Annotated in this window: 11 protein-coding genes; 1 reads left to right on the forward strand and 10 read right to left on the reverse strand. The window is 71.1% G+C overall.

Translation table 11 applies throughout. The features are described 5' to 3' along the window. Positions 1-42: 42 nt before the first annotated feature. Positions 43-729 carry an SDR family oxidoreductase gene (locus N538_RS0116960; RefSeq protein ID WP_028638274.1) on the forward strand — a complete coding sequence of 229 codons (687 nt, stop codon included), beginning with the start codon at positions 43-45 and terminating at the stop codon, positions 727-729. Here N538_RS0116960 and N538_RS0116965 read toward each other — a convergent pair. From N538_RS0116965 to N538_RS0117010, 10 genes are all read right to left on the reverse strand, one after another. Beyond that, positions 702-3,494, reverse strand: a complete 2,793-nt coding sequence (locus N538_RS0116965) for a DEAD/DEAH box helicase (protein WP_028638275.1) — start codon at positions 3,492-3,494, stop codon at positions 702-704. The genes N538_RS0116960 and N538_RS0116965 overlap by 28 nt on opposite strands. A gap of 9 nt (positions 3,495-3,503) precedes the next feature. Then, a complete protein-coding gene (locus N538_RS0116970; protein ID WP_028638276.1) occupies positions 3,504-4,379 on the reverse strand; it encodes a diacylglycerol kinase in 876 nt (291 codons plus the stop codon). Positions 4,380-4,400: 21 nt separating this feature from the next. Beyond that, the gene (locus tag N538_RS0116975) at positions 4,401-4,790 is read right to left on the reverse strand and encodes a hypothetical protein (protein WP_028638277.1); all 390 of its coding nucleotides are present in this window, start codon (positions 4,788-4,790) and stop codon (positions 4,401-4,403) included. Beyond that, complete coding sequence (tatC, locus tag N538_RS0116980; protein WP_028638278.1) at positions 4,787-5,623, reverse strand: twin-arginine translocase subunit TatC; 837 nt, start codon at positions 5,621-5,623, stop codon at positions 4,787-4,789. The genes N538_RS0116975 and tatC overlap by 4 nt, the downstream gene beginning before the upstream one ends. A 12-nt stretch (positions 5,624-5,635) precedes the next feature. Further along, the gene (locus N538_RS27580) at positions 5,636-5,938 is read right to left on the reverse strand and encodes a Sec-independent protein translocase subunit TatA (protein ID WP_081790533.1); all 303 of its coding nucleotides are present in this window, start codon (positions 5,936-5,938) and stop codon (positions 5,636-5,638) included. 47 nt (positions 5,939-5,985) lie between these two features. Continuing rightward, on the reverse strand, positions 5,986-6,978 hold the full coding sequence (locus N538_RS25990; RefSeq protein WP_036570825.1) for a helix-turn-helix transcriptional regulator: 993 nt from the start codon (positions 6,976-6,978) through the stop codon (positions 5,986-5,988). Further along, entirely contained in the window at positions 6,975-7,943 is a 969-nt protein-coding gene (locus N538_RS0116995; RefSeq protein WP_028638279.1) for a helix-turn-helix transcriptional regulator, read from the reverse strand. The genes N538_RS25990 and N538_RS0116995 overlap by 4 nt, the downstream gene beginning before the upstream one ends. 39 nt (positions 7,944-7,982) lie before the next feature. Next, a complete protein-coding gene (locus N538_RS29105) occupies positions 7,983-8,939 on the reverse strand; it encodes an FKBP-type peptidyl-prolyl cis-trans isomerase (protein WP_028638280.1) in 957 nt (318 codons plus the stop codon). A 166-nt stretch (positions 8,940-9,105) separates the two neighbouring features. Further along, the gene (gene pafA, locus N538_RS0117005; RefSeq protein WP_028638281.1) at positions 9,106-10,467 is read right to left on the reverse strand and encodes a Pup--protein ligase; all 1,362 of its coding nucleotides are present in this window, start codon (positions 10,465-10,467) and stop codon (positions 9,106-9,108) included. An 84-nt stretch (positions 10,468-10,551) separates the two neighbouring features. Next, positions 10,552-11,520, reverse strand: coding sequence for a hypothetical protein (locus tag N538_RS0117010; RefSeq protein ID WP_028638282.1), 969 nt, complete (start codon positions 11,518-11,520; stop codon positions 10,552-10,554). Positions 11,521-11,669: the final 149 nt, after the last annotated feature.

The following is an 11,669-nucleotide window of genomic DNA, read 5'->3' on the forward strand; positions in this document are numbered from 1 at the left end:
GGCACGCTACGCCGTCAGCGGGACGTCGGTACGGTGGTTGGCATGACCCGGGTCGCGATCGTCGGGGGCCACGGACAGGTGGCCCGACAGCTCATCCACGTGCTCCGTTGCTCGGAGCACGACCCGGTGGCGCTGGTGCGCAACGAGGCCTACCGCGCGGAGCTCGAGGAGCGCGGCGCCGAGGTCCGCCTGCTCGACATCGAGCGCGGCGGCACCGGCGCGTTCGCCGCGGCCTTCGAGGGCTGCGGCGCGGTGGTGTTCGCGGCCGGCGGCGGCCCCGACGGGAACGTCGAGCGCAAGCGGACGGTCGACCTCGAGGGAGCCCTGAAGTCGATCGAGGGTGCGCGGAAGGCGGGCATCGACCGGTTCGTGCAGGTCTCGGCCATCGGCGTCGACGACCCGCTGCCGGCCGACACCGGCGATGTCTGGCGCGCGTACGTCGAGGCGAAGCGGGACGCCGACGCCGCGCTCCGGGCGAGCGGCCTGGCCTGGACCATCATCCGGCCCGGCCGGCTGACCGACGACGCCGCGACCGGGACGGTCTCCCTGGGCCCGGACGCGACCCACGGCGACGTCCCCCGAGCGGACGTCGCGGCCGTGCTCGCCGCCGTGCTGGACGAGCCCGGGACCGTCGGGAAGCAGTGGAACCTCGTGACCGGCGACGTCCCGGTCGAGCGTGCCGTCCGCGGCGCCGGGGACGGTCACTCGTCGTCGGCGAGCGAGGAGTAGGCCACCACGCCCCGGCGCAGCCGTCGGACGACCTCGCGAGCGGTCTCCCGCAGCGGTGTCGCTCCCGCAGCGTCCGCCACCTGGCCGGCCAGGTCGATCAGCTGCTTCATCCAGCGCACGAAGTCGCCGGCCGCGAGGTCGCTGACCATGAGCACGTCGTCGAGCTCGTCGCCCTCCGCCCAGCGGTACGCGACCCAGGCGAAGCCCAGGTCGGGCTGACGGAGGAACTCGAGCCGGTGGTCGCGCTCGAGCGCGTCGAGCGCCGCCCACAGCTTGACCATCTCGGCGACGACCTCGCGGACCCCGCCCCCCGGCACCCGGGGCGAGGAGGCGTCGTCGGGCCGCCGGGCCTCGAAGACCAGCACGGACAGCGCGGCGGCCAGGCCGGAGGCGTCCAGGTCGTCCCACAGGCCGACCCGGATGCACTCGGCCGCGACCAGGTCGAGCTCGGAGTAGATCCGCATCAGGTGCCGGCCCCGGTCGGTGACCTGCTCGCCGTCGAGGTACGCCAGCGCCGTCAGCACGTCGCAGACCCGGTCGAACTGGCGGGCCACCGTGTTGGTGCGCTGCTCGACGCGCCGCTTCAGGGTCTGCGTGTCCCGGTCGAGCTTGAAGTACCGCTCCGCCCAGCGCGCGTGCTCCTCGCGGTCCGGGCACCCGTGGCAGGGGTGCGCGTTGAGCTGCTCCCGGAGCGCCGCGATCTCGTCGTCCGCGGCGGTGCGGGTCCGGTCGCCCCTGCCGGAGGTGCGGGACGGCGGCGGCGGGTCGAGGTCGTGCGTGCGGCTGCGGAGCGCGGAGGCCAGGTCGCGGCGCATCTGCGGGTTGCGACCGTTGAAGTTCTTCGGCACCCGCAGCTTGGCCAGCGGCGTGACCGGTGTCGGGAAGTCGATCATCGCGAGCCGGCGCGCCTGCCGGTCGGCCGTCACGACGTACGGCCGCGGGCCTTCGGGCGACCAGCCGGGGTCGATCACGACGGCATAGCCGGCGAACTTCCCGGTCGGCACCTGGATCACGTCGCCGGGCTTCAGCGCCCGCAGCGACTCCATCGCGTCGTCGCGGCGATCCGCCTTGCGGACGCGGCTGGCGCCCTTCTCCACGTCGCTGATCCGGCGCCGGAGCTCGGCGTACTCCATGAAGTCACCGCGCTCGCAGGACGCCGCGTCGCGGTAGCCCTCGAGGGCGTCCTCCGCCTTGCGCACCTGCCTGGCGAGCCCGACGACGGCCTTGTCGGCCTGGAACTGCGCGAACGACTGCTCGAGCAGCTCGCGGGACCGCTCGCGGCCGAACTGGTGCACGAGGTTGACCGCCATGTTGTACGACGGCCGGAACGACGAGCGGAGCGGGTAGGTGCGGGTGGAGGCGAGCCCCGCGACGTGCCGCGGGTCGATCCCGGGCTGCCAGAGCACGACGGCGTGGCCCTCGGTGTCCAGGCCACGCCGGCCCGCGCGGCCGGTGAGCTGGGTGTACTCCCCCGGCGTGATGTCGGCGTGGCTCTCGCCGTTCCACTTCGAGAGCTTCTCGATGACGACGGTGCGCGCGGGCATGTTGATGCCGAGCGCCAGGGTCTCGGTCGCGAACACGACCTTGCACAGCCCGCGGAGGAACAGCTCCTCGACGCACTGCTTGAACGCCGGCAGCATGCCGGCGTGGTGGGCCGCGACGCCGCGGGTCAGGCCGTCCAGGAAGTCGTGGTAGCCGAGGACGTGGAGGTCGTCGGACGGCAGGTGCGAGCACGCCTCCTCGACGTATGCGTAGATGGTGTCGCGCTCCTCCGGCGAGGTGAGGCGTACGCCGGCGTTGAGGCACTGGGTGACCGCCGCGTCGCAGCCGACCCGGCTGAAGATGAAGACGATCGCCGGCAGCAGCGCCATCCGGTCGAGCTGCTCGATGGCGTCCGGGCGGCTCGGGATCCAGACCCGGCGCCCGTTGCCGACGTTGTACTTGTTGGTGGCGCGCCGGTTGCGGTCCCGCGGCGAGCGGCGGTCCCGCATCCGGGAGCTGGCCCAGTCGTCGCGCGCGATCTTGACCAGCTCGTCGTTGACCGGGGCGCCCTCCTTGACGAAGCCCGCGGCCGCGTCGACGTCGGACTTCGCGAACAGGTCCAGGATCCGGCGGCCCACCATCACGTGCTGGTAGAGCGGGACCGGGCGGCGCTCCTCGACGATCGTCTGCGTGTCCCCGCGGACCGTCTGCAGCCACTCACCGAACTCCTCGGCGTTCGAGACGGTCGCGGACAGCGAGACCACGGACACCGACTCCGGCAGGTGGATGATGACCTCCTCCCACACGGCCCCGCGGGACCGGTCGGCGAGGTAGTGCACCTCGTCCATGACCACGAAGCCGAGGCCCAGGAGCGTGCGCGAACCGGCGTACAGCATGTTGCGCAGCACCTCGGTGGTCATCACCACGATCGGCGCCTCGCCGTTCACCACGTTGTCGCCGGTGAGCAGGCCGACCTTCTCGGGCCCGTACCGCGCGACCAGGTCGTTGAACTTCTGGTTGGACAGGGCCTTGATCGGCGTCGTGTAGAAGCACTTCCGGCCGGTCTCCATGGCCAGGTGCACGGCGAACTCGCCGACGATGGTCTTGCCGGACCCGGTGGGGGCGGCGACGAGCACGCCGCGGCCCTCCTCGATGGCGCGACAGCCCTCGAGCTGGAACTCGTCGAGCGGGAAGTCGTAGAGCGCCTGGAAGTCCTTCAACACCGGGTGTCGCTGGTGCTTGCGGTACTCGGAGTACCGCTCGGACGGGCTGAGGTCCGTCATGCGTCCAACCTACGCGAGCACCTGCAGGGCTCCGGGGGCGCACTCGACGGTGAGCGGGAGCGCGCCGAACCGCTCGCCGTCGGCGTACGACACGATCCCGGGGGCCGCGATGGTGACCGAGCGGACCCGGTGGTGCTCGTACGCCGGGTGGGTGACGTGGGTGCCCTTGAACAGCTTCGGGTAGGTCCGGATCAGGCCCGGCTTGCTCATCGGCTTGATGACCACCACGTCGAGGAGCCCGTCGTCGAGGACGGCGCCCTCGGTGATCCGCAGCCCGCCGCCGAACGACGGGCCGTTGCCGACCGCGACCAGCATCGCCTCGAAGGTGCGCACGTCGCCGTCCAGCTCGAGCGTGTACGGGATCGGCTCGAAGACGCGGAGCTCGGCCAGGGTGGCGATGTTGTAGCGCATCTGGCCCTTGGGCCACGTCATCCGGTTCGCGCGCTCGTTGACGATCGCGTCGAAGCCGGCCGCGAGCACGGTCGTGAAGTACCTGGTGCCGCTCCGGGCCAGGTCGATGGTGCGCACCGTGCCGGCGAGCAGCCGCTCGGCAGCCGCGACCGGGTCCTTGCGCGGGACGTCGAAGTATCGCGCGACGTCGTTGCCGGTGCCGGCCGGGACGAGCCCGACCGGAGTGCCGGTGTCGGCGGCCGCCTGGACGCCGATGTGCACCATGCCGTCGCCCCCGCAGAGCACCAGGGCATCGGTGCCGTCCGCGACGGCCGACCGGGCCAGGTCGAGCGCCTCGTCGGGGTCGCGGCCCTCGACGGTCCGCACCTCGAGTCCGGCGGCGCGGAGACGGGTGGCGGCCGCGTCGCGGAACCGGGCGCCCCGGCCCTTGCCGGACGTCGGGTTGGTCAGCAGCGTGATCTGGTGGAGCTCCACGGCGCGAACACTAGTGGTGACCTACGGCTTCGCGGTGCCGATCCGCAACAGGACGGTGTAGTGCTCCGCCGACGAGCCGACGGCCTTCGACAGGCGGCCGAGGGCGTCGAGCACCAGGTCCGCGGTGAACCCGGTCCCGGGCACGGCCAGGGTGAGCCGGTCGTCGACCTCGACCAGGAGCACCTGGCCGTGCCGCCAGGCCTGGTGGGCGTCGTGGCGGGCCTTCTCGTCGGCCACCGGCAACGGGTAGGCCTCGTCGACCGCGAGCAGGTCGCACGGGAGCGGGTCGTGGCCGGCGGCCGTCAGCACCCCGGTCACGGCGTACCCCCGTCGGAGCCCCGACTCCGCGGCCCAGGTGACGTCGGACTCCCCCAGCCACTCGGGGAGCTCGAAGGGGTCGACCGGCGTCACAGCGGTGAGGCCTCGTCGGGCGACAGGTCGGAGAACGGGCGGTTCTCCTCCCGGCGCTTGTCGTGGACGCGGGCGACGACCTCGGAGATGAAGTAGAGGACCACCATCGGGACGGCCATGAACGTCATCGTGAACGGGTCGGTCGAGGGCGTCGCGACGGCGGCGAAGACGAAGATGCCGACGATGATCCACGGCCGGTAGCGCGCGAGGGTGCGGCCCTTCACGACCCCGGCGCGGTTGAGCATGATCACGAAGACCGGGATCTCGAACGCGAGGCCGAACACGAGCAGCGTGCGGAAGAAGAACTGCATGTACTCGTTGAAGTCGACCAGGTTGGTCACCCCCGGCGGGTTCAGCCCGATCAGCACCTCGAGGCCCTTGGGGAGCGTGACGTAGCCGAGCACGATGCCGACCATGAACAGCGGGCCGGCCACGGCGAGGAAGAGGTAGGACCAGCGCTTCTCGTTCGGGTGCAGGCCCGGGAGGATGAACGCCCAGATCTGGTACAGCCAGATCGGGCTGGTGCCGATGACCGCGGCGAAGCCGCAGAGCTTGAGGTACAGCATCAGGCCGCCGCCCGCGCCGCTGGTGGTGGCGAAGCTCGAGCCCTTCGGCAGCCGTTCCTGGGCGTCCTGGTAGGGCCCGTAGACGAAGTCGTAGAGTTGGTCGAAGAAGAACAGCGCGATGACCAGCCCGAGGACGAGGGTCAACGCGACCTTCAGGACGCGGGCGCGCAGCTCCCGCAGGTGGTCCGACAACGCCATCCGCCCGTCGACGCCGACGGGATGGACGGGCCTGCCGGAGAAGAGGCGGAGGATCCCGGTGAGGGCCAACTCAGTGGTGGCTCAGCCGTTGTGCTTGTCGGTCTGGCTGTCCTCGGACCGGATCGGCTCCTGCACGCCGGGCTGCTGAGCGGTGGGCGGCAGCTCGGTCGGCGCCGGTGCGACCGGCGGCGGCGGGGTCACGGTGTCCTTGCCGGTGTCGTCGTCGTCCTGCAGGCCCTTGGTCTCGGCCTTGAAGATGCGCAGCGCCTGGCCGGTGCCCCGGGCGAGGTCGGGCAGCTTGGACGCCCCGAAGACGAGCACCACGATCGCCAGGATCACGAGCCACTCGGCTCCCTGGGGCATTCCGATCAAGGGGTTGAGCATCGTGACCTCATCTTGTCGTGGGTGGGGCGTGCTCCATGGTACGCCGGTCAGGCGTACAGGCTGAGGGTGGTGCGGGCCTGCTCGAGGAACCGGACCTGCAGCTCGGGCGGGCTGATCACGCGGGCGTGCGGCGCCAGCCTCAGCAGCAGTCGCTGCAGCCAGCGCTCGTCCGCGATCAGCAGGTCGACCTCGAGCCGGCCACCACGTCTCCTGCGCACCGCCTCGACCGGGTAGTACTCGACGATCCAGCGCGCCTCGGGGTCCAGGGCCAGGGTGACCGGCATGGTGTCGCTGGCGCGGGTGAACAACCCGTCGCTGAGGTCCCGGGGTCCCTCCGGGGCGGTCTCGATCGGCTGGTCCAGCACGGTGGCCGCCCGGATCCGGTCCAGCCGGAACAACCGGGGCGCCTCGGCGAGGTGGCACCACGCGTCGAGGTAGCGGAAGCCGTGCGCGGTGACGACGCCCCGGGGGTCGACGGTCCGCTCGGACTGCTCGTCGCGGGACGGCACGAAGTAGGTCAGCCGGACCTGTCTCCGGCGGCCGACAGCGTCCTGGAGGTCGTCCTCGAGGCGGGCCTGGTCGAGTCGCTCGGGGGACTCCTCCCCCGGGTCGATCCGGGGCGCGGCGGAGCCTCCCGCGGCTGCGGCCTCGAGCTTCGCGAGCGCGCGGTCGACGACCTCGCGGGTCTGCTCGCTGGCACTGCTGCGGAGGGCGCGGAGCGCGACGATGATCGCGGTCGCCTCGGTGGGGGTCAGCTTGAGCGGACGGGCCAGGTAGTCGGCGTTCGACACCCGGATCACCCCGTCGGCCTCGGGGCCCTCGAGCGCGTCGAGGTCGACGTCGATGAGGTCGTCGGGGTACCCGCCCGGCAGGCCGCACATCAGCAGCACCTTGAGGTCGCCGAGCAGCTGGTCCGGCTCGATGCCGAGCGCCCGGGCAGCGTCGTCGAGGCGGACCTGGCCGTGGGCGTGCAGGTACGGCACCAGTGTGAGCAGCCGGGCGACCTGGTCCTTGGCGCCCGAGCTCGTCGAGGTGCTCATGCGGTGCGCTCCAGGGCCGCGGTGAGCCGGCGTACCAGCTCCTCGCGCACGTGCGCGGGCTCCTCGACGTACACGTCGGCCGCGTAACCGAGGAGCTCGTCGCCGACGCCGCCGCCCCGGCTGATGACGACGCGGTCCCAGGCCGTCAGGTCGTCCGGACCGTCGACGCCGGGCTGGATCTCCTCCGCGTCCCGGCGCAGGGCCAGGCCCGAGCCCTCCCGGACCAGGACGGTGACGCGGGTGGTCGTCGGCGCCGGCGCGAGCCGGACCGTCGTGGCCCGGACGTCGGTGCCGGGCGGCACGTCGTACGACCCGGGCCGCCCGTTCTTGCGGGCGACGCCCTGCACGCGGGACAGCCGGAACACCCGCTCCTCGCCGCGGTCGGTGTCGAAGCCGACGACGTACCAGCGCCCGGAGTAGCGCACGACGCCCCAGGGCTCGAGATGGCGGGTGCGGCTCGAGGCGGCGCCGGAACGGCGGTACTCGAACTCCACCGGTGTCCGCTCCTGGACGGCCTCCCAGAACACGTCGAACGACGGCTCGTCGGCGCTCAGCCGGGGCTGGGCGATCTCGAGCGCGGTCACGTCGGTGGGGATCCCGAGCGCGGTCAGCTTGCGGACCGCCTCGGTGGTCGCCTCTGCCAGCCGGGCGTGCTCCCACACCCGCGTCGCGAGCCCGATGACGGCCGCCTCGTCGGCGGTGAGCTGGACGTCGGGCAGCGCGAGCTGGTCGGGCCGGATCCGGTAGCCGGGCTCGTCGTCGAAGTAGGCGTCCATGTTGCCCACCTCGATCGGCACGCCGAGGCTGCGGAGCTCCTCCTTGTCGCGCTCGAACATCTTCTCGAAGGCGTCGGTGCTCGAGTCCGGGTAGAGGATCGAGCGGATCCGGTCCTTGGAGACGTAGTGACGCTGGACGAGCAGCATGATGAGCAGGTTGAGCAGTCGCTCGCTCTTCTGCACCACCATGCTGCCGCGCCCCGTTGCTACTCGGTTGCTACTTGGTTGCTACTTGGCGGACTGGATGTCGACGACGAAGTACAGCGTGCTGTTCGCCGGGATGCCGTTCTGCTCCTGCGCGCCGTAGCCGAGCTCCGGCGGGATCGACAGCAGCACCCGGTCGCCGACGTGGAGGCCGGTCAGGCCGTAGGTCCAGCCCTTCACGACCTGCTGCAGCGAGAACGTCGCCGGCTTGCCGGAGTAGCTCTCGTCGAACGGCTTGTCCGCGCCGTACACCTGGCCGAGGTAGTTCACGGTGAGCGTCGAGTCCTCGGTGACCGCCTTGCCCTTGCCCTGCTTGATGACCGAGCGGAGCAGGTCGCCGTCCGGGTCCGGCTTGTCGAGGCCGCTGAAGTCGAGCCCGGTGACCGTGCCGCCCTTCTCGACGACCTTCGGCATCTGGGAGGACGGGACGTCCTTCGGCTTGGGCGCCTGGTAGGGCTCCATCAGGTCCACGATGATCAGGACGGTGTCCTTGTTGGCGATGCCGAGGTTCGGGTTCCCGGAGGCCCCGAACGCCTCCTCGGCGGTCGTCGTCACGGCGACCCGCGAGCCGATCTTCTGGCCGAGCACGGCGTCCTTGAACACCGGGCTGAGGTCGCTGCTCGCCGTCACCGGCTCCGGCTGGCCGGTGTCGTAGTCGCTGTAGGCCTTCTCCTGGGTGTAGCCGTTGCCGATCCACAGGTACGCCTGGACCGTGTCGCCCTCGGCGATCTCGTCGCCGTCGCCCTCGGAGATGACCGAGGTCTCGGTCTTGTCGGTCTCGAGCTTGCCGTTCCAGTCGACCTCGGGCGCGCTGCCCAGGTCCCCGGTGATCGAGATGCCGTGCAGCGCGGCGTCGTTGGAGCCGCTGGACCCGTCGGAGCCACTGGAGTCGCTGCCGTCCCCCGAGCCGCACGCGACCAGGGTGGTGGCCAGGACCAGCGGCAGCAGGAGGATGGGAAGGCGTCGGAGACGTCGGGGCACAGAGCTCACCTATCGGATCGGGTTCATCATCAGCGCGGTCACCCTATCCGGCGTGCCTGAGGGGACGCTGATCGGCGCGGCTGTTGTGTCGCGGTTTGGTCACCAACCGCACGTTTTCGGGCCTCCGGCGTGCGGTTGGTGACCAAACCGCGCACTTTCCAGGCGCTCACATGCCGTCGATGAGGCGCTGCACCCGCTCGTCGTACGCGCGGAAGGGATCCTTGCAGAGCACGGTGCGCTGGGCCTGGTCGTTCAGCTTGAGATGGACCCAGTCGACGGTGAAGTCGCGGCGCCGCTCCTGCGCTCGGCGGATGAACTCCCCACGGAGGCGGGCGCGGGTGGTCTGCGGCGGGACCGACTTCGCCTCGAAGATCTTCAGATCGGTGGTCACGCGCGCAACCGCGCCGCGCTTCTCGAGCAGGTAGTAGAGGCCGCGACCCCGGTGGATGTCGTGGTAGGCGAGGTCGAGCTGGGCGATCCTGGGGTGGCCCAGCGGCAGGCCGTGCTTGGCGCGGTAGCGCTCGATGAGCTTCCACTTGATCACCCAGTCGATCTCCCGGTCGACGAGCCCGAGGTCGTCTGACTCGACCGCCTTCAGGCCGCGCTCCCAGAGGTCGAGGGCCTGCTCGATCACCGGGGTGCTGATCTCACGGCGGTCGACGAAGTCGCGGGCCTTGGAGAGGTACTCCTGCTGGATGTCGAGCGCGCTCGCCTCGCGGCCGTTCGCCAGGCGGATCTTGCGGCGGCCGGTGACGTCGTGGGAGATCTCGCGGATGGCGCGGATCGGATTCTCCATGGTGAGGTCGCGCATCACGACGCCCTCTTCGATCATCCGCAGCACGAGGTCGCAGCTGGCCACCTTGAGCATGGTGGTGGTCTCGCTCATGTTGCTGTCGCCGACGATGACGTGGAGCCTGCGGTACTTCTCGGCGTCCGCGTGCGGCTCGTCGCGGGTGTTGATGATCGGCCGGCTCCGGGTCGTGGCGCTGCTGACGCCCTCCCAGATGTGCTCGGCCCGCTGCGAGACGCTGTAGCTCGCGCCCCGCGGGGTCTGGGTGATCTTGCCGGCCCCGACCACGATCTGGCGGGTCACCAGGAACGGGATCAGCACGTCGGCGAGCCGGGAGAACTCGCCGGCCCGGCTGACCAGGTAGTTCTCGTGGCAGCCGTAGGAGTTGCCCGCCGAGTCGGTGTTGTTCTTGAACAGGTAGATCTCGCCCGCGATGCCCTCGTCGTGCAGCCGCTGCTCCGCGTCCAGGAGCAGTCCTTCGAGGACCCGCTCCCCCGCCTTGTCGTGCGTGACCAGCTCGGTGACGTCGTCGCACTCCGGCGTGGCGTACTCCGGGTGACTGCCGACATCGAGGTAGAGCCGGGCACCGTTGCGGAGGAACACGTTGCTGCTGCGCCCCCAGCTGACGACCTTCCGGAACAGGTACCGGGCCACCTCGTCGGGACTGAGCCGGCGCTGCCCCTTGAACGTGCACGTCACGCCGTACTCGTTCTCGATCCCAAAGATCCGCCGGTCCACGACCTCAGCCTAGGCGCAGCATGTCGACTGCGGGGGCTCCCTTGGTCGCGGTTTGGTCACCAACCGCAGGAAATCGGGGCTTCATCACGCGGACTTCGACCAATCGATGATGCCGTCCTGCCGGCGCCAGCGGTTCATCATCCGTTCGCGGCCGGTGGCCGAGTACATCGAGTTGTCGACCAGGGCCCGCCACCGGCGGAGTCGTCGTACGTCGTGCGTTCGCCCGAGCGCGCGATCGAGCTCGTGCATCGTGGCTCCCGGGTGGTTCACGAGATCGTCGAGGACGAAGCCCCGGCGCACGTACGGCGACCCGGTCAGCCCGCGCTCCCGACGCAGGTCGATCCGGTGCTGGTCCCGCCCGCGGTGATGCGCGCCGTCGTACTCGTGCAGGAAGGTCGTGCCCTCGACCAGGAGGTCCGCCTGCGCGAGCAACCGGCCGGCCTCGTCGCGGATCTCCGCCTGCGGCACGAACGGGATGTCCATGACGACGTGGAACTGCTGCAGGACGGACTCGCCGCCGGAGTCGCTCTTCCCCGTCGCTCGCCGCCAGGCCTCCCGGAGCATGCGGACCCCCGGCCGCCCGCTCGCCAGCAGGTTGGTCATCCGGTCCGGATCCAGGTCGCCGACACGGAGGGCAGAGTCGATGAGCACCACGAGGTCGATGAGTCCGAGGTCCCGCGCGGCGCGCAGCAGGATCTCCTCCGGTGCCTCGACCGGCAACCGGGCCCGTTTGACGGGCCTGCGCTCGCGAACCAGCCGTGAGCAGATCAGGCCGTGCCGTCTCGGGCGTGGGTCGTCCAGGTCGACAGCCACGAAGACGGGGACATGCTCCGGCAGCCGGGGCAGCTGCCACCCGAGCAGCTGGGCCCCGGTGAGGTGGGTGAAGACGGCGGACTTCGGCAGCACCAGGAGATAGGCCTCCAGGTCCCTGACGAACTCCTCCTCGTCCGTCAGCCCGCTCCGCAGCGGCCGCCCCAGCCCGTGGCTGACCCGGCGGTGCCCGGCGAGGCGGACCTCGCCGCGGAAAGGCTTGTCGTCATCGGTCGCAACCATGGACAGAGGGTGCGCCCGAGAGTGGTTCGCTGAAACCGGCGCCGCCCACGCTGTGGATGACCCGCCTGGCAACATGCGCGGTTTGGTCACCATCCGCGGAACGGGAGCGCTCCCACGTGCGGTTGGTGACCAAACCACCGGGTCGGGGG

The sequence above is a fragment of the Nocardioides sp. URHA0032 genome (assembly GCF_000620645.1).
GTDB lineage: Bacteria > Actinomycetota > Actinomycetes > Propionibacteriales > Nocardioidaceae > Nocardioides.